22 protein-coding genes are annotated in these 16,454 nt (G+C 54.4%); 11 read left to right on the top strand and 11 right to left on the bottom strand.

All coding sequences use genetic code 11. The features are described from left to right. Positions 1–6 precede the first annotated feature (6 nt). From HXY31_RS10255 to HXY31_RS10245, 3 genes are all read right to left on the bottom strand, one after another. On the bottom strand, positions 7–1,689 hold the full coding sequence (locus tag HXY31_RS10255; RefSeq protein WP_292642690.1) for a radical SAM protein: 1,683 nt from the start codon (positions 1,687–1,689) through the stop codon (positions 7–9). A 127-nt stretch (positions 1,690–1,816) separates the two neighbouring features. Then, complete coding sequence (locus HXY31_RS10250; protein WP_292642688.1) at positions 1,817–2,959, bottom strand: hypothetical protein; 1,143 nt, start codon at positions 2,957–2,959, stop codon at positions 1,817–1,819. A gap of 35 nt (positions 2,960–2,994) precedes the next feature. Beyond that, positions 2,995–3,192, bottom strand: a complete 198-nt coding sequence (locus HXY31_RS10245; RefSeq protein WP_292642686.1) for a hypothetical protein — start codon at positions 3,190–3,192, stop codon at positions 2,995–2,997. A gap of 53 nt (positions 3,193–3,245) precedes the next feature. Here HXY31_RS10245 and HXY31_RS10240 point away from each other — a divergent pair, with 53 nt between their 5' ends. Beyond that, positions 3,246–3,449, top strand: a complete 204-nt coding sequence (locus HXY31_RS10240; RefSeq protein ID WP_292642684.1) for a hypothetical protein — start codon at positions 3,246–3,248, stop codon at positions 3,447–3,449. On the opposite strand, the gene HXY31_RS10235 is transcribed toward HXY31_RS10240, so the two are convergent. Further along, the gene (locus HXY31_RS10235; RefSeq protein WP_292642682.1) at positions 3,431–3,730 is read right to left on the bottom strand and encodes a SemiSWEET family sugar transporter; all 300 of its coding nucleotides are present in this window, start codon (positions 3,728–3,730) and stop codon (positions 3,431–3,433) included. The genes HXY31_RS10240 and HXY31_RS10235 overlap by 19 nt on opposite strands. Before the next feature lie 74 nt (positions 3,731–3,804). Here HXY31_RS10235 and HXY31_RS10230 point away from each other — a divergent pair, with 74 nt between their 5' ends. The 4 genes from HXY31_RS10230 to HXY31_RS10215 all read left to right on the top strand — a co-directional run bounded on the left by HXY31_RS10230 (position 3,805) and on the right by HXY31_RS10215 (position 7,792). Next, positions 3,805–3,963, top strand: a complete 159-nt coding sequence (locus tag HXY31_RS10230; protein WP_292642680.1) for a hypothetical protein — start codon at positions 3,805–3,807, stop codon at positions 3,961–3,963. Between the two features lie 67 nt (positions 3,964–4,030). Continuing rightward, a complete protein-coding gene (locus tag HXY31_RS10225; RefSeq protein ID WP_292642678.1) occupies positions 4,031–5,959 on the top strand; it encodes a DNA topoisomerase VI subunit B in 1,929 nt (642 codons plus the stop codon). Then, positions 5,960–7,066 carry a hypothetical protein gene (locus HXY31_RS10220; RefSeq protein WP_292642676.1) on the top strand — a complete coding sequence of 369 codons (1,107 nt, stop codon included), beginning with the start codon at positions 5,960–5,962 and terminating at the stop codon, positions 7,064–7,066. Positions 7,067–7,075: 9 nt separating this feature from the next. After that, positions 7,076–7,792, top strand: a complete 717-nt coding sequence (locus HXY31_RS10215) for a SprT family zinc-dependent metalloprotease (RefSeq protein WP_292642674.1) — start codon at positions 7,076–7,078, stop codon at positions 7,790–7,792. Here the strand turns inward: HXY31_RS10215 and HXY31_RS10210 are convergent. Next, positions 7,782–9,026 (bottom strand): transposase, encoded by a 1,245-nt coding sequence (locus HXY31_RS10210; protein WP_292642672.1) that lies wholly within the window; start codon positions 9,024–9,026, stop codon positions 7,782–7,784. The genes HXY31_RS10215 and HXY31_RS10210 overlap by 11 nt on opposite strands. A gap of 153 nt (positions 9,027–9,179) precedes the next feature. Between HXY31_RS10210 and HXY31_RS10205 the strand changes: the two genes are divergently transcribed. Then, on the top strand, positions 9,180–10,226 hold the full coding sequence (locus HXY31_RS10205) for a tyrosine--tRNA ligase (protein WP_292642671.1): 1,047 nt from the start codon (positions 9,180–9,182) through the stop codon (positions 10,224–10,226). Next, entirely contained in the window at positions 10,223–10,690 is a 468-nt protein-coding gene (locus HXY31_RS10200) for a hypothetical protein (RefSeq protein WP_292642669.1), read from the top strand. The genes HXY31_RS10205 and HXY31_RS10200 overlap by 4 nt, the downstream gene beginning before the upstream one ends. Here the strand turns inward: HXY31_RS10200 and HXY31_RS10195 are convergent. Next, positions 10,668–10,841: a hypothetical protein gene (locus HXY31_RS10195; protein WP_292642667.1), complete on the bottom strand. Its 174-nt coding sequence runs from the start codon at positions 10,839–10,841 to the stop codon at positions 10,668–10,670. The two genes, HXY31_RS10200 and HXY31_RS10195, sit on opposite strands and share 23 nt — an antisense overlap. A gap of 124 nt (positions 10,842–10,965) precedes the next feature. Here HXY31_RS10195 and HXY31_RS10190 point away from each other — a divergent pair, with 124 nt between their 5' ends. Both HXY31_RS10190 and HXY31_RS10185 read left to right on the top strand, forming a co-directional pair. Further along, complete coding sequence (locus HXY31_RS10190) at positions 10,966–11,964, top strand: aldo/keto reductase (protein ID WP_342817020.1); 999 nt, start codon at positions 10,966–10,968, stop codon at positions 11,962–11,964. Positions 11,965–12,071: 107 nt separating this feature from the next. Continuing rightward, positions 12,072–12,452, top strand: coding sequence for a hypothetical protein (locus tag HXY31_RS10185; protein ID WP_292642663.1), 381 nt, complete (start codon positions 12,072–12,074; stop codon positions 12,450–12,452). A gap of 153 nt (positions 12,453–12,605) precedes the next feature. Here the strand turns inward: HXY31_RS10185 and HXY31_RS10180 are convergent, their stop codons facing one another. Next, a complete protein-coding gene (locus HXY31_RS10180; protein WP_292642661.1) occupies positions 12,606–12,740 on the bottom strand; it encodes a hypothetical protein in 135 nt (44 codons plus the stop codon). A gap of 81 nt (positions 12,741–12,821) precedes the next feature. Here HXY31_RS10180 and HXY31_RS10175 point away from each other — a divergent pair, with 81 nt between their 5' ends. Beyond that, complete coding sequence (locus tag HXY31_RS10175) at positions 12,822–13,175, top strand: hypothetical protein (RefSeq protein ID WP_292642659.1); 354 nt, start codon at positions 12,822–12,824, stop codon at positions 13,173–13,175. Between the two features lie 94 nt (positions 13,176–13,269). Continuing rightward, entirely contained in the window at positions 13,270–13,497 is a 228-nt protein-coding gene (locus tag HXY31_RS10170) for a hypothetical protein (protein ID WP_292642658.1), read from the top strand. 147 nt (positions 13,498–13,644) lie between these two features. On the opposite strand, the gene HXY31_RS10165 is transcribed toward HXY31_RS10170, so the two are convergent. The 4 genes from HXY31_RS10165 to HXY31_RS10150 form a co-directional block, all read right to left on the bottom strand. Then, complete coding sequence (locus HXY31_RS10165; RefSeq protein ID WP_292642656.1) at positions 13,645–13,887, bottom strand: hypothetical protein; 243 nt, start codon at positions 13,885–13,887, stop codon at positions 13,645–13,647. A 102-nt stretch (positions 13,888–13,989) separates the two neighbouring features. Next, the gene (locus HXY31_RS10160; RefSeq protein WP_292642654.1) at positions 13,990–14,136 is read right to left on the bottom strand and encodes a hypothetical protein; all 147 of its coding nucleotides are present in this window, start codon (positions 14,134–14,136) and stop codon (positions 13,990–13,992) included. A gap of 109 nt (positions 14,137–14,245) precedes the next feature. Further along, positions 14,246–14,992 (bottom strand): hypothetical protein, encoded by a 747-nt coding sequence (locus tag HXY31_RS10155; RefSeq protein WP_292642651.1) that lies wholly within the window; start codon positions 14,990–14,992, stop codon positions 14,246–14,248. An 85-nt stretch (positions 14,993–15,077) separates the two neighbouring features. After that, positions 15,078–16,433: a dihydrolipoyl dehydrogenase gene (locus tag HXY31_RS10150; RefSeq protein ID WP_292642650.1), complete on the bottom strand. Its 1,356-nt coding sequence runs from the start codon at positions 16,431–16,433 to the stop codon at positions 15,078–15,080. Between the last annotated feature and the right edge of the window lie 21 nt (positions 16,434–16,454).

Genomic DNA, 16,454 nt, shown 5'->3' with positions numbered 1-16,454 from the left:
TAACCCTTACCAGTAGCTCGCCTTTATCTTCTCTATCACGCGCTCGTGCTCTGGGCCCTTCCTGCGGGCGTACTTTTCCATGGCAGTGAGGGGCACCCCGCCAAGCGTGCCTGCAAGCTGGGTAAAGAACCAGTTCTTTATCGGGTTGTCCCTGCCGACTTTGCCCATGAACTTTTGTATGCCGTGCTTGAAGTTGTGCTGCCAGGTCTTGTACATCACGCCAAGCTTTGCCGGGTCCATCGTGTTGCCGATGTCGTAAAAGTCCGACTTCTCCAAAAGTCCTATCGGCACGAATGTCAGCGGCGTTACCGTGAACTTTGAATCTGGCTGCTCTGTCTCGAGCTCGTGGATGAGGCGTATCGTCTCCCAGCTGTCCTCCGGGGTCTCGTCGTTGTCAAGGCCCATGATGAGCGTGAACGCCGGGACCCAGTAGTACTCGTTGAAGACCTTGACGCCATTTTTGACCACCCAGTGCCATTCTTCAGGCTTGTACGGCGAGAGCTTGCGGTCAGCATACTTGCCGATAAGCCTGATGCTTCCTGTCTCAAATCCGCACTGGATCCCGATGTGGTTGTTCGGGCCCGACTTGATTATCTTTGACACATTTGGTATCAGGCGCTCGTCGGCTATTGCGCCTGCAAGCGTCCCGTGCGTCGGGTTGGTGTGCTCGATGCCGGTTGCCATGATGCCCTTGAACAGCTCTTCGATGGCCTCGCGGTTTGGCTGCATGTTCTTCGTGGTCCTCGGGTTGAGGCCGTAGACGAAAATGTCGTCTGAATGCACCCAGGCGTTCTTCAGGCCGCCGTACTTCATGTTTATCTCTATCTCCTTCTGGACCTTCTCCACCGGGTAGTAGCGCAGGGGCCTGAGGGTCACGTCGCAGAACTTGCAGCCCCTTCCGCAGCCGCGCATCACCTCTATCATGCCGTGCATGCTCGGGTTGACTATGTTTGGAATCTCGTCGACAGATGGCTCGTTCCAGTAGTGGATGAACCTGCCGTGGTAGGTCCTGTCGCTTCTCACAAACTCCTTTACCTCAACCTTGAACTGGCTCTTCTTGAACGGATTTGCCATGTCAAACTCGCCTCCAATAAGGGCATCAAAGAACGGGCCTGCCGCGCCATCTATCTCCGGGCCGATGCCGCCAAGCTCACCCTCGACAATGCCGTAGAGGTCGTATTCCTCTATCTTGGCAGGGTCGTAGTTGTACTGCCACGTGCCCGAGGCGCCTGCGATGACTTTGGCCTTGCTACCGGTCCTCTTTTTCGCAGCAGATATCCTGTGGTGCAGGTCTGCGTTGTAAAACTCGTCGTAGGACTGCTGCTTGCGCCCGTAGGTGAACGTCATCGTCACCGGGCCCATGCCAAGCGGATCCATTTCGTAGGTCCCGACGACCTGGGTCTCGGGGCCGATGAACTGCTCGATGTAGTCAGGGTGTGCCACCACGACGTCTTCGCGTGCATAGCCGTCACGGAGCAGAGCCGCTTCAACCTTCCTCAGGCCGTAGGGCGCGTAGTTGGCGTAGCCGTTAGTGTGCTCAATCGGGTTGCAGATAAAATCGAAAAGTATCCTTGGAGTGACCTGGTTTCCAAGCACACGGTAGAGGAACGTGTCATGGCTCCGGTTCATGTCAAGCGCCGGGGCGCAGCCAAAAAACGAGGCAAGTGAGATCCCCCTGTAGGGAGACATTAGCGTGCGATCTGCAGTAAGAACTACCTTGGGGTGCTTTGACAACGACCTTAATCCCTTTTTAAAGGCAAATTAATTGAAGATAAATAAAACTTTTTCCAACAATTTCTGGGTGTGTTTCGGGATTTCACGTTCGTTTCTCAAGCAAGCCCTGCAGGGTCTCCCTACCAAGCCTTTCCTTGAGGGTGTCGTGCAGCTCCCTCACGACGCCAAACCCCTTGAAAGTCAGCGCCGTGTAGAGCTGGACAAGCGTCGCGCCCTTTTGTATCGCCTGCCAGGCGTCGTTGCCGTCCCATATCCCTCCGCACGCTATTATGGCAAGGTCGGGGAATTCCTTGTGCACGTCTTGCACCATCCTGAGCATGTAGGGGAAGAGCGGCCTGCCGCTTTCACCGGCTACCGGCCGGACAAAGTCTTTTGTGAGCTTGTCCTTTGAAGTGTCGACAGGCCGCGTGTTTCCTATAACCACTGCCTGGCCGCCGTTTTCGTAAAACACCTTTATCGATTTGAGCCTGTCCCTGCGCTCGTCGTCTGTCGGAGGCAATGAAGAATAGGGCACAATCTTGGACGCTTTTATCAGGTGTTTTGGAACGTGCGAGTTCATGAGGTCGATCATCTTCTTGGTAAACTCGGGCGTCTGCAGCTTTTTGTTGAAATCCGTGTTGGGCGACGCGCGGTTTTCCTCAAACCCGAAATCGACGTACGGTGAAGTCTGCTCGATTATCTCCCTGCATGCGTCAAGCACCGCGTCTTCCGTGTATGTTTCGGTGATGCCGGAAAAGTTCAGCAGCACTTTTGCGCGGCCCCGGGGGCTCTGCACGAACCTGCGTAGGTTCTTTACGGTGTTGTCGAGGCCCTTGTGTGGATACCCCTGCGCGTTTATCAGGGCTTGCCTCTCGTCGTCGACTGCGACCCTGCGCTGCGGGTTCCCTGCCCTTGCGTTCAAAAGCACACTTCCAGGGTTGAGGTACCCGAAAACGTACGAGGTGGGCGCAAGCATCTCGCAGTCCTTGTCAAAGCCGGCCGCCATCCCAACCGGACTTTTCAGGGTATGCCCTGCCACCTTTACTTCAAGCTGCGGGCCGGGGTCAAAGTAGGACTCGTTTTTCCAGAACTTGTCGGCCATCTTGGCAAGCTTTTCCTTGGCGACTTCGTGCACCACTTCTGCCTGCGACAGCTCGGAAGTTGCCTTGTGCCTTGAATAAAGATACTTGCGGTAGAGCTTGAAAAGCGACGGGTCGAGGGATGCCTTGAAGGTGTCTACGAGCACTGGCTACCCGTTTTTCCTTGCGCCAAGATATATGGCTAGTGCTGGCTGTCTTTCACAAACTGCCACAGCTGCGACCAGAGCGCGTCAAAGCTGTGCGCGCCTATGGCATAGCTTGCAGAGTTGCCGTACTCGTTTGTCACTACAAGAGCGTCACCGTTTATCGAGATGGACTTTCCGCCCATGGACACCGAGGCGCTGCCGTCGACCTTTATGTCGGCCTTTTTCTTTGCCATGCAGAGTCATTGCCGCGCAGGATTTTTAAATGCATTTGCGCATATTCTTGCAGATGAAGTCGGCAGACTGCACGGAGAACAACCACGGCGTGTGCAAGGGGTTCTTCAAGGAAGGAGCCGAGCCGGCGATTGTCACGCGGATCTGCTCGTGCGCGTGTCACGACAGCATGTACCAGCTTGTGCGCAATACTATCGCACTTGTCAATCAGGCAGAGCACACCAACCCGTTTTCGCAGAGCTACGACGAGCGCCTGTAGCGGTACTTTAGATAGAGAAGCGCAAGGTTGAGCGCGGTGCCTGTCGCGTTTGCGCCTATTATCACCCAGTCGTCGCGGAAGATGCCGTAGGCAAGCCACAGGCTGGTCCCAGACGCAAAGAGCGCCATGAGGTACGGCGAGACGTCGTGCATCCTCTTGGTGCGGAGCGCCCTGACAAGCTGGGGCACAAAGCTCCCGGTGGTAAGCGCTGCCGCCATCGAGCCCACGACGGTGACAAAGATGCCGTCAAATATCACCTGCATTAAAAGTGGCGACGGCATGAGCGCACTTTCGCCGGCGCAGCTATTAAACTTCTGCCCCGCCAGTTTAATAACGGCGGAAGCCAAGTCAGGGCATGCAGCTCAAGGACCTTGTTGACGGAACAGTGGTGGGCTCTGGCTCCGACTATATCGTCGTGCAGAAGGGCAAAAAGAGGATAATGCTCGAGTGTCCGGCTTTCAAGCTGCAGGAGCTAAAGTCGCACGGCACGCCGTACGGCTCGCAATTTGATTGATTTCACCACAGAGTCAACAAATATTCCGTAAAAAGTTAAATTGAGTTACGGGGCCACTTCTCAACGTTTGACGCAAAAGGTTGCCGCCGAGGTAGCGGCCAGGCCAGACGTTCCAGTTTCGCAGACAAGGGCCGTGCACAGGGGCAGGGTGAAGTACGACAAAAAGGCCGAGTCCGAGTTCTTTGTCGACAACTCGGCGCTTGCGGGCTTTAGCACCGAGCGCATCCTGTACATGGCAGTAAGGGAACTTATTGAAAACTCGCTTGACTCGTGCGAAACGGGCCACATACTGCCCCGCGTTTCATTATCGCTCAAAATTGTCGACCCCGTAAACGACCTGTGGAAGATAACATGCGAGGACAACGGCATAGGCGTGCCTTCAGAAAAAGTGCCCGTCGCCGTGTGCTCGTTTCTGACGTCGGGCAAGTACGTGGAAAAGCAGCAGCGCGGCCTTTTCGGCGTGGGCTTGAAGATGATAGCGGCCTTTTCCACAAAGGACACCGACCAGCCACTGAAGGTCTGGTCCAAGTCGCTTGACGAGGAAGAGGAGTATTATTTCGAGCTCCGCACCGACATCAGCACCAACAGGCCTATCGTTCTCAACAAAAAGCTCCTCAAAAACGGCGAGGGAGTGATAGCAGGCAAGTCGGGATTCAGGGTCGAGGCGATGCTCAGGGCAAAGCTCTCGCCCATAACGAAAATCAACACCAAGACAAAGATAAACGAGTACATCAGCCAGTCAAGCGTCGTCAACCCCTATGCCATCATCGAGTTTGAAACAGACGAGGGCAAGGTGACATTTGAGCGCAGGACCGACGTGATGCCGCAGCCTGCAAAGGAAGTGCTGCCGCACCCTGCAGACATGGACCTGCAGACGCTCAAGAAGGCCATAATGAACTTCATGAACCAAAAGACCACGCTGCAAGGCGTGCTTGCAGGCTCGTTCCAGAAACTGTCAAGCGAAAAAGCCAGGCAGATAGTCGCCGAGGCCGGCCTTGAGAACAAGCAGGCAGATCAGTACGACGAGCACGAGCTCATCAAAATAGTCAACATCTGCAAGCAGACCAAGTTCCACATGCCAAACACGGACCACCTGAGCCCGATAGGCGAGGAGATACTTACCGCAGGCATGACGTCGGAATACACGATAATAACAGGCAAGGACGACGCAAGCCAGCAGGCGCAGCTGTCGGTGAAGATACTAAAGCCGTCGCTCACCGCCTATTCGTCAAGGACGTGCGTCATAAACAACCGCCCGACCATCGTGGAATGCGGAATCGCGTACGGCGGCGACATCTCGTCTTTCAAGATGTACCGCTTTGCAAACAAGATCCCGCTGCTTTACGACGAGGGCTCCGACGTGGCAAAGGAGGTCGTGTCCGAAGTCGAGATAAACAAGATGGGCATTTCCAAGAAGGAAGTCAAGGAGCAGTTTGCAAACCCCGACGCCAAGTCCGACAGAGCGGTGGAATTACTGCCATTGCATATATTCTTCCACATCTGCTCTACAAAGATACCCTACAAGACTGCAGGCAAGGAAAGCATCGCGTCAGAAGGCGACCTGAAGCGGTACATGAAGGCGTGTTTATCGGACCTGTATCGCAAGGTTAGCGCCCAGATACGCAAGGAGCTCCGCATGAAAGACGCCCAGAACAGGCTTTCGCTTTACAAGTACTACATACCGCTGATAGTAGACGCAATATCTGAATCCATAACAGTTGACTCGAAAAAGCTCGAGCAGGCGTTCACGGAGCTTGCAGAAAAGCACGTTTCAGGCGAGATAACCCAGCAGCCAGAGCGAGAGGACGAGATAACAAGCGAGAGGCTCGAGGAGGAGGTCGTTGAGGCAGAGATAGACGGCGAGGTGGTCAAGCGCGACAAGGCGCAGATTGCGATAAACGCGGCCCGCAAAAAAGGCGAGCGCGCAAGGCCGCGGGCAAAGAAGGAAGGGCAGACCACGCTGGCAGAATTTCCTAAGAAGGGAGGGAAAAAGTAGGTGCCGGCAAAGGACAAGCGCCACCAGGAAGTAACCAAGAAAATAAAGACGATAATGAAGGACGTCAGTACCGACCTCCTGCTTGAAAAAACGATGCCGGTGCTCGACGTGCCAAAGGTGGGCTACGACAACACCAAGTGGGATGAAGAAAAGAGGATGCTCACTATAGGCGACAAGATGGTCAAGATAAGCCCCGACAGCACGAAAAAGATCCCCACCTTTGCGCAGTACCTCGTGATGGCAAACGCGGTGCGCAAGCTTCTCGACGAGGAGATGGAGAGCACGATAAGGGGCATGTATTATGCCACGCTGAGCACGGTGGGCGACGAGAAGAACAAGCAGAAATTCTGGAACGGGCAGGAAGACTCGGACAACGCTATCAAGGCAATCGAGCTTTTGACAAGCGTTCCGCGAGAAGAGTTTTCAGTCACGTCAAAGCCAAAGGGCATGATTTCCGGCCCCATAACGCTCAGGGTAGGCGGCGACATCATTGACTGCAACCTTGGAAGCAGGGCAACTTCGCAGCTGATACCGACTAACATCCGCGACGTGGAAATAGTGAAGGTAAAGGCAGACTTTGTGATGGTGGTCGAAAAAGACACCGTTTTGAACAACATACGCAAGTCAGGGTTTATCCAGAAATACAACGCCATTTTGATGACAGGCTCCGGGGAGCCTGACAGGGCGACCAGGAACATGGTCAAGACCCTCAACGAGGAGTGGAAAAAGCCCGTGGTCGTATTCGCAGACGCCGACCCGTGGGGCCTTGGCATTGCATTACGTTACAAGATAGGCAGCGAATCGCTGTCGTACGACAGCGATAGGCTCGTGACTCCAAACGCGAAGGTGCTTGGCATGATGTTTTCAGACATTTACGAGTACAACATACCCGAAGTCGCAAGGCTTGCAGCTACTGACGAGGACATCAACAGGGCGCAGGATATGAAGAAAAAGCCCTGGTTTCAGGACAAGCAGTGGCAGAAGGAGCTCAACCTGTTTCTGCAAAAGAAGGAAAAGTGCGAGCTGGACGCGTTCTTCAAGCACGGATTCAAGTACCTGGCCGAAGTCTACCTGCCGCGCAAGCTGCGCGAGGCCGGCGTAATCTAGGCATCTTCTTTGAATTCCCAGCCTCTCTTGATAGACAGCTCGCTTGCGATTTCAGTGAGAACCAGCAGGCGCGCACGCCAGATGCGCCTTGTCGCCAGCATCAAAGGCGTTGAGGCAGTCGTCCCGGAAGGCGTTAGCGAAGAAAGGCTGCAAGAGTTTGTGCAAAGCAAACGCGGCTGGATAGTCAGGATGGCGCAGCATTACCAGCAGGTCAAGGAACGCTCCGGCCACGAAGAAGGCACGCTTTACTTCCTTGGCAGCAAGTATCGCTACCACATTGTAAAAGACCGGCTGCCGTCTGCAACCATCTCCGATTCACTAAAGATGATAACGTTCCATATCACAGACAAGCGGAGCTACAGAAAAGAGATTGAGCGGTGGTACAAGGAGCAGACTGCACGCATAATATCAGAGCGCCTGCCGCAGATATCTTCAAGGACAGGCCTCCCGTACAACAAGGTCTCGATAAAGAGGCAGAGCTCGAGGTGGGCCAGCTGCTCCAAAAAGCGCAACCTGAACTTTAACCTGCTACTTGCAGCTGCGCCTTTGCAAGTCATCGACTACGTCATCGTGCACGAGCTTGCACACACGGTGGAGCTGAACCACTCCAAGAGGTTCTGGCAAGTTGTGCAGAGCGCCGACCCGGCATACAGGGAGCACAAGGCCTGGCTTGGGGACCACTCGCCGGCGATAGGGATAGAAAGTTTAGGTTCTGTCAAGTCCTAGGTTGGCGTGCAACACTGTCAACTTTCAGCTCACAGCGACTCGACTTGCTTGCATCGACTTTCAGGATTGCCGGCGTCACGCTCCCGGGTTCCTGCACCACTGCTTCACCTGCAAGCCCTTCTGAACGGTGGAACACTTCACCGCCCTTTCGTGCCACATTCATCGCAGCTGCTACATCACGATCCATCCACCTCTGACAGTCCGGACACCAGAGCTGTCGCCTATGAAATGGGTCATCACGCCTGCTCTCTTGGACTCGCTTTCCGCATCGAGGGCAGAGCTGCGAAGTTCCTCTCGTCTTGCCTTTCGTCAACGTAATTACTTTCACACCTTCCCATGCCGCCTTGTACTCTACTTGGCGCTTCAACTCGAAGAAAGGCCAGGAGTTAAGTTTAGATCGATAACCTCTACCTTGACCGTTGCCTTTCTGGTAAAGCCTACGAATGAATGTAATGTCCTCAAACACGATTGCCACTTTTCGCTTTTTGGCGTCTTGTACTATTGCTTTGCTGACCTTGTGTAATAGCTGATGGACCCGGTTGCGCCGGCGTCGACCGTACTTGTCTGTTATCATCTTGCGCATTCTCACATCGTTGCGCTTGAAAGACCTTGTAACAGAACGTGTATTTTCTACTACCTTAGTTGCCTGCGAGACATCAAACATGATAACGCGCTCGTTATTACCGTATGTCACATTTGCAAGATTCCTGTCAACCCCAGCTGTCGCAGTCCATCCAATTCCGGCTACCTCTTTTGAGTAGCAAATGCTTACAGTGTTGCTAGCTGCAAGGGTAAAAGAGCGCACTATCACGGCAGGATCGGACAGAATTTTCTTAGTGTATGAGTTGAGAAGGATGTCAAAGTATAGCCTGTCGCCAAGGGGAATCTGCAATATACCATTTGCAATTTTGAAGCCATAGCAGGAAATTAACGATGTATGCTTCATGTAGGGAATCCTGGTCGGGTAACCGCGCTTAATGGATTGCTTCCTGTTAGCAAGTATGCCCGCCGCCTTTGCAATGGCATGCAGCTTGTAGTAGGAAATAATGTCATATCCAGCAAGAGCAGAATAGCAGAGTCTTGAAAGCTTCTTTAGAGTTGAAGTATTATTCTCAAGCCCCATTCTTAGGCAGTCGTTTACCATCTGCCTGAATATTTCCATCATCTGCAGCACCTCCTGTGTGGGCTGGTATGACTGCTTTGCAGACTTTACTACGGTAACAGTTTCAGGCAATAGAGACTCTGGATAGCAGATAGATATAAGGTGCCAGTCACCTTGGGGAGAGGGGGTGTGGTGGTTTATCAACCGCCTTTTGACAGGCAGCACTTTCAACCGAAGACTTGACAGAACCAAAGTTTATAGACAATCGCCACTGCCCATTTGTGTATGGATGTACAGGAGCGCCTCGACCTGGTCCTGCGAGACCCTACCGAGGAGGTCATCACGCGCGCAGAGCTTGAGGAGCTCCTCCGGACGAAATCGCGCCCGCGCCACTACATAGGGTTGGAGATATCCGGCGCCCTGCACCTTGGCAGCCTCATCCTGACGGGATTCAAGATTAACGACTTTATCAAGGCAGGAATAGACTGCACTGTTTTCCTTGCAGACTGGCACACCTACATAAACGACAAGCTCGGAGGAGACTGGGACAAGATCCGCGAAATATCGGGCTACTATGCAGACGCCTTTCGGTTCTTTTGCCCCGGCGTCAACATCGTGACTGGCAGCGAATTATACGAAAAGACGCCGGACTACTGGGAGAACTTTGTGCGCTTTTCAAAGCACATGACGCTTGCAAGGACCGTCCGCTCGCTCACCATAATGGGCCGAAAAGAGACAGAAGGCATGGACCTCGGGCAATTGCTGTACCCGCCGATGCAGTCAGTCGACATCAAAGCATTAGACCTGGACATCGTGCACTCGGGCATGGACCAGCGCAAGATACACATGCTCGTGAGAGAGGTCTTTCCCAAGATGGGCTGGAAGCCACCGGTGTGCGTCCACCACCACCTGCTTCCAGGCCTTGCAGAGCCCGTGAAGCTAGGCCTTGACGAGAACGCCGACGAGGACGCCAGGATATCAAGCAAGATGAGCAAGAGCAAGCCTGCAAGCGGCGTCCTGATACACGACGACGAGAAGGCAATCCGAGAGAAAATCTCAAAGGCGTTCTGCCCCGTAGGCGAGAAAGAGGGCAACCCCGTGCTTGAGCTTGTGCGCCACGTCGTGTTCCACGAGTTTTCCGAGTTTGTGATAGAGCGCCCGGCAAAGTACGGCGGCAACGTCACGTATGCAAGCTACTCTGAGGTAGAACAGGACTTTGTCGCAAAAAAAATCCACCCGATGGACCTGAAAAACGCAACCGCGACTTATGTCAACAAAATAATCGAGCCCGTCTACAGGCACTTCAAGGGCAGAGAGCCCCGGCTGTCTTGAGCAACCCCGGCTTTTTCAGAAAATACAGCGAAGCTGTCAAGTTCAACAGGAACATAGTGATAGCCGGCTTTGCAGCGTTTCTCACAAGCACCTACATCGCGCAGGTCTCGTACGAGAGCACGGGAGACCTTGGCAACTCTGCTGCAGCATTGGCGACAGAGTACGGCGTCTACATACCGGTGTTTGCGCTCCTGTTCTACATCGACAACAGGAGCAAGTACGTCGACCCTGCAACAGGAAAGCGGGACTCGAAAAAGATTGCCGGTGACATCAAAAAGCTCCTTGCAAGCTTCTCCGTGTCTGAAGTGATATTTGCAGTCACCCGGTTTGGCCTGCACTACCAGTTCCTGCAGTCAGGCGCCGAGCCCTACGTCGCTTCGATGGCGAGTTCCGTCGTGGCCTGGGCCGTGTTTTTTGTCGCGATAAACCTGATGGCAAAGGCTACAAGGCTTTTCCGGCGCTAGCCCCTGTCGACCTTCTTATAAAGTCCACAAACTCGACGTAGTCTGTCATGGAAAAGTACCTCATCAGCCCCTCGACCTCGTCGTCGTCGTAGTCCGGGTTGCGGTACTTTGTCCTGCGTCCCTCAAACTCCTCCAGTGTGCTCGTGTTCACTCAGCTAGCATCAGAATCCATGCTTTTTAAGGAACGCTACAAAGAAACCGGTAATTCGTTTATCGTCGCAAATCGCCTATTGTCGAAAACTACGGAAATAAACCGCCTTGCCGCTACTGCCGGCGTGGAGAGGACAGAGTTTGGCGGCCTGTCAGTATGCAGGGTCCTGAACGGCATGTGGCAGGTTGCAGGCGGCCACGGCAGGATAGATAGCAGAAAGGCAGTGGAGGAGATGGTCAAGTACCACGATGCCGGTTTTACAAGCTGGGACCTTGCAGACATTTACGGGCCGGCAGAGGATTTCATCGGCGAGTTCAGGAAACTGCTTGCATCTCAACGTGGCGAAGCAGAGCTTGCAAATGTGCAGGCGTTCACAAAGTTCGTTCCCGAGCCACGCAGCATGAGCAGGCAGTTTGTGGAGCGCAGCGTCGAGCAGTCGCGCAGGCGCATGGGCGTCGACACAATTGACCTGATACAGTTCCACTGGTGGGACTATTACAATCCTGCGTGGCTCGACGCGCTGGTCCATCTGTCTGAGCTGCGCGACAAAGGGATGATCCGCAACGTCGGGCTCACCAACTTTGACACCGTGCACATGCAGGACATGAAGGACGCCGGGATCAAGATAGCGTCAAACCAGGTGCAGTATTCCATAATCGACCAGAGGCCGGCCGTCAGGATGGCCGAGTTTTGCAAGAAAAACGGTGCGGTCATTTTCGCTTATGGCACAGTCTGCGGCGGGCTGCTCTCAGAGAGATACCTCAAAAAGCCCGAGCCGGGCAACGCAGAGCTTGACACGCTGAGCCTGCGCAAGTACAAGAAGATGGTCGACGCATGGGGCGGCTGGCAGCTGTTCCAAGAACTGCTTGTTGCGCTCAAGGCCGCTGCCGACAAGCACAGGGCGAGCATTGCAAACGTCGCGGCGCGCTACGTGCTTGACAGGCCGGCAGTCGCAGGCGTGATAATAGGCGCACGCCTAGGACTGTCGGAGCACAGGCAGGACAACGCCCGCGTGTTTGGGTTTTCGCTCGACAGCGAAGATAATGAAAAGATTGAAGCAGTCACTTCCCGGTCGCGAAATCTGTACGAGCTGATAGGCGACTGTGGCGACGAGTACCGCTAGCTTGGTTGGTTATTTAACCTAAAAATGGGAAACTGGAAATAAAATCTCTAAATATAGAATCTGTTTCACAGAATCGATTTAAACAGAGCCCATAATACCTCTGTGAGTTGGCCAAACCGGACCTTTGCGCTAGGGTCATGTCGCTTGACAGGAACATCATGGGCGCCTTTTTGCTGCGCAACGGGACGCTTGACCAGTGGAAGATGCGCAAGGGCCTAAAGCTCCCCGAGCCGGAAAAAGTCAGCACGATGATGTTCCAGCGGACACTCGTGCACACCCTCCTGAAAGAGCGCGAGGAATACGTGGGCAGGATGCAGTACAACCTGACAAGCTACGACCAGGTGGACATATTCCATTTCAGCCTGGAAGAGCCGAGGGACAACTACCCGCTCTTGCTCGTGACTGTGAAAAAGCCCTACGACCACGAGCTCCTAGTCGCAAAGGTGCTGCGCACGGTAAAGGGCTGGCACCAGACAAAGTGGACCTAGGGATTATATCACCGCATGACTATGCAACACTGCACCGTGATTCCTCCGGCCGTACACGGGGTCCTCAGTTCCCGGACTTTCGTTTCAGGCAAGGAGGGCTGCTGTCACGGTGCAAATTGTTTTATCCTGTGGACGTGACCGTTTCGTCCGAGCCTACACGCCCATCTGGCTCATGTCCCTGCTGCCGGCGTAGGTGATTTTCGGTTTTCTTCCGTGCACCTTCCTGTGCCTTTCAAGCTTCTCCTTGTCTTCAAATTCCATGCCGCAGGTCTTGCATCTGGCGGCCATAGTAAGATGAGGCAGCCATCTGATAAAAGAGTTAGGCAAGAAAATGGCAGATTTTTTATAGTTTGGCTCCGATATGGGATTGTGGGCAACGAGACCTTGCTGAAAAGCATAGTCGAGTCAAGGCCCGACATCACAAGCGCGGGCATAATTTCCAGGGGCAAGATGGCAGAGATTTACGGCAGGCCCGGCGTGCCCATGCCGCCGGAAAGCGACATGAAGAGAATGATCCTGCAGACCGAACTGCTCGTTGGCATGATAACCACAAACGAGCGCGTCGTCGGCGATACCAGATTCATCATCATCTCGCACGCAGATCTCTCTGTAGTCATCGTTCCTGTCATGAAAGGCAAGTCGCTTGTGGTCGTCTTTACAGCTTTTCGCGACATCGAAGGCCTTACGGAAAAGGTGCTGGAACAGTCAAAGCGCATAGCATGATGGAACCCGCGGCCCGCCTTTTTCCGCAACACATCTCCGGAAATTTTGTCGTGTGCCCTTTTTAATCATAAAGCCGTAGTACGGCCGAAGAAAAATGGCAAAGATGCAATCGCCGGTAAGAACCCAGACGCTGGTGATAATAGGGGTGATTGTTGCAGGGGCCGCCGTGGCCGTGTCGCTCTTTGTTTTGTTCCCCGACATGATGCTAAATGGCACCAGCCTGGACCCTGACAGCTCGGGAGGCGAATTTAGCAGCTCAGGTGCCTATGGCCCTGAAGGTGCACCTGCGCCGGGCGGATCGCCGCAAGCCTCGGTACCATAGCTGAGAGATTGGCCGGCCCTACTTGCCCCGCGGGCTTTTGGGCCAGAATGAACAAGGCGAATCGAAATGATTCGTCCTAGTTGTGGGTGCTCAGGCTCGCACAAATAGTGGAGACATAGCGGCAGTTGACCAGCCTGTAAAGCCGTTTCACTCGGCTGTGCCGTGGCGCAGCTCCGTGTGGAGCCTTGCAAGCAGTATCTCCGCACCCTCGCCGAACATGTCGTAAATCGCGTCCTCTATCTGCGCAAGCGTCGGCTCTGAAAGTGGGTCTATGTCGTACCTTTCTTTCAGGTGGTACGCTATGGCCTGCTTGCACGATTCATCAAGGGCGCTGAGCGTCCTGTTCAGGGCCTTGGACGGGCCATACTTGCCGACTTGCGATATAGCCATGCACTGTTCACCCTTTGCCGAAATGTAATATCTGAAATGACAACAACAGTATAAGACGGGTTGTATGGGGTACTGGCAGACATACGGCGGGCCTCTCAAGGACTACGGGCAGAGCACCAGGTCCTTCATCTCCTCCTTGTCATAGTAGATCCCGCACGAGTCGCAGAACCACACGCTGATGTCCGCTAGCCTTGTCACAAGCACCCTGTCGCGCAGGTCGCTTGCACATTCCAAGCACCGGAGGCTCATAGGGATTGTTCGCGCCCGTTGCTTTAAAGATCTGTCAAAGGTTCTTCTTGAAAGAGATTCTAGCTTTCTGCTCAGGGCGGCCTGTTTTCGTCTGCCACGGCGGCCTCTCCTATGCCCTGACTACCGTGACGGCTTTTTCCACCTGTATCTGGCCTGCATGCACGCTGAGCGTTATAATGCTGCCTGCGTCCCTCTCTGTAAGCCCGCCCGCCTCATCCAGATATACGATGGCAGCCTGACCCTGCTGCAGGGTTATCTGTCCGGACTTCATGGACACCAGGCCGCCTCCTATGGCAACTAGGCCTTCAGTATAGTCTGCAGGCAGATCCTTTTCCAGGTTGGCAGGCTTGACGACAGAAGGATCCGAAGTAAAGAACCAGTGCGACGAAAGCACGGCGACATCTTTGACCCGGATGGAGCTGATAGTTATCTCTGTCGTCCCCGTGTTTTCCACGACAAATGCGGTGGCCGTCCTTTCGTTCAGCCTGCCAATGACTTTGTTGACCCAGATGTGCTCGTTTGATATCGCAAAGCAGTCGCTGCCGGTGTGCACGGCTGGATGCTCGCCTGCAATGTTGAGGGCCTCGCACCCTATCGTTGGCTGCTCTGCAACTTCGGCGGGCTGCTCCTCTGTCTCTGTTTCGACTGGCGGGCCGGACTGCTCCTGCGCCGCAGGCAGGGGCTCGCTTTGAGTCTGGCTTTCTTGCGAATTTCCAAACGTCCTGCCAACGTCGCCAAAGAACGAGCTCAGCGACTCGCCTGACAGAAAGAGCACGCTTGTGCCAAGCACCGCAATGACACCGGCAAGCACCGTGACCATCGTGGTTACTCCCCTGCGCGAAGACTGCCTGCTCAACTAGGCGTAGGTGGGCCTGGTTGCGACAATAGTCTTTGTATGGAAGAGGCAGTTACACACTGAATTGCCGATGAGGGCTTGCCTGTCAGACAGAGTACGACGCCCTTGCCACCACTTCTGAAAGCGCGGGGTGTATGTGCACCGTGTTTGCGATATGGTCTACCGTGCCGCCCATCTTCATGACCACCAGCACTTCGTGTATGAGCACAGACGCGTCGGTCCCGATTATGTGGCAGCCAAGTATCTTCCTGTCGTGCCCGACCAGAAGCTTGACAAAGCCGTCCCTGTCCTCAAGCGCCTCGCCCATTGCCGTGTTGATGTAAGGGTACACGGCTTTTGCATAGTGCACGCCCTTTTCCCTCAGCTCCTGCTCTGTCTGCCCGACGCCGGCCACCTGCGGCGACGCAAACACAGCGTGCGGCATTGCAGTGTAGTCGACTGCTATTTTTTTCTGCCGGGCGATGTTGTTGTACGCGTACTGCGCCTCGTGGTTTGCAGAATGCTTGAACAGGTACCTGCCAATCGCGTCACCAAGGGCAAATATCCCCTTGACGCTTGTTTCAAGGTACTCGTCTACTTGTATGAACCCTGCCTTGTCGGTCCTGACGCCGGTCTTTTCAAGGTCAAGCATGTCAGAGTTTGGCACCCTGCCTGCCGCTACCAGGAGCTGGTCGGACTCTATCTTTACCTCCTCGCCCTGCCTGTTCTTTGCGCTCACCACAAAGCTGCCGTCCTTTTTGGCAACCGACATTGGGGTGAAACCGGTGTAGACGCTGTGCTTTTTTGAAAACACTTCTGTGAACCTCTTGGCGACCTCCTCGTCCTCGTCCACCAGGATCACGTCTCTGCGCTGTACTATGTTGACCTTGGTGCCAAGCGCGCCGAAAAAGTGCCCCAGCTCGCAGGCGATGTAGCCGCCGCCTATTATGGTCAGCACCCTGGGCTGCTTTTCCAGCCTCAGCGCCTCGTCGGTTGTTATAAAGCCCGAGCCTTCAAGCCCCTCAACTTTCGGGACGCCCGGCCTCGTCCCGCTTGCTATCAATATTTTATCGGCGGTTATCGTCCTGCCTGCGACTGCAATCTCTTTTTTGCCCACGAACTTGCATTCTGCGTGAAACAGCATCGGGTTGTCTATGCTTTCAAACGCCCTGCGTATCCCTTCAGAGTCGGGGTCGATGATGCCGTTTGTGCGCCTGACTATCTTTTCAAAGTCCACCTTCACGCCTGCGACCTCTATGCCAAACGTGCCGGCGCCCTTTATCGCCTCCATCACGTCCGCGCTGTGCAGGAGAAGCTTTGAGGGTATGCAGCCCCTGTTGAGGCACGTGCCTCCCATCCTGTCCTTTTCTATTATGGCTACCTTCATGCCCCCTTGCGCCGCCGCGTTTGCCACGTCAAGGCCAGAGCCGCTTCCAATCACGATAAGGTCGAACTTTTCCAACGGGGCTTATCGCGCAAAAGC

It is taken from the genome of Nitrososphaera sp. (assembly GCF_013388945.1).
Classification (GTDB): Archaea; Thermoproteota; Nitrososphaeria; order Nitrososphaerales; family Nitrososphaeraceae; genus Nitrososphaera.
This window is presented reverse-complemented; position numbering and strand designations above follow the sequence as displayed.

Bases quoted from the DNA above. Each gene is read 5' to 3' on its own strand.
- HXY31_RS10255 (WP_292642690.1), bottom strand. From the start codon at position 1,689: ATGTCTCCCTACAGGGGGATCTCACTTGCCTCGTTTTTTGGCTGCGCC.
- HXY31_RS10245 (WP_292642686.1), bottom strand. From the start codon at position 3,192: ATGGCAAAGAAAAAGGCCGACATAAAGGTCGACGGCAGCGCCTCGGTG.
- HXY31_RS10240 (WP_292642684.1), top strand. From the start codon at position 3,246: ATGAAGTCGGCAGACTGCACGGAGAACAACCACGGCGTGTGCAAGGGG.
- HXY31_RS10235 (WP_292642682.1), bottom strand. From the start codon at position 3,730: ATGCCGTCGCCACTTTTAATGCAGGTGATATTTGACGGCATCTTTGTC.
- HXY31_RS10230 (WP_292642680.1), top strand. From the start codon at position 3,805: ATGCAGCTCAAGGACCTTGTTGACGGAACAGTGGTGGGCTCTGGCTCC.
- HXY31_RS10205 (WP_292642671.1), top strand. From the start codon at position 9,180: ATGGATGTACAGGAGCGCCTCGACCTGGTCCTGCGAGACCCTACCGAG.
- HXY31_RS10180 (WP_292642661.1), bottom strand. From the start codon at position 12,740: ATGGCCGCCAGATGCAAGACCTGCGGCATGGAATTTGAAGACAAGGAG.
- HXY31_RS10170 (WP_292642658.1), top strand. From the start codon at position 13,270: ATGGCAAAGATGCAATCGCCGGTAAGAACCCAGACGCTGGTGATAATA.
- HXY31_RS10165 (WP_292642656.1), bottom strand. From the start codon at position 13,887: ATGGCTATATCGCAAGTCGGCAAGTATGGCCCGTCCAAGGCCCTGAAC.
- HXY31_RS10160 (WP_292642654.1), bottom strand. From the start codon at position 14,136: ATGAGCCTCCGGTGCTTGGAATGTGCAAGCGACCTGCGCGACAGGGTG.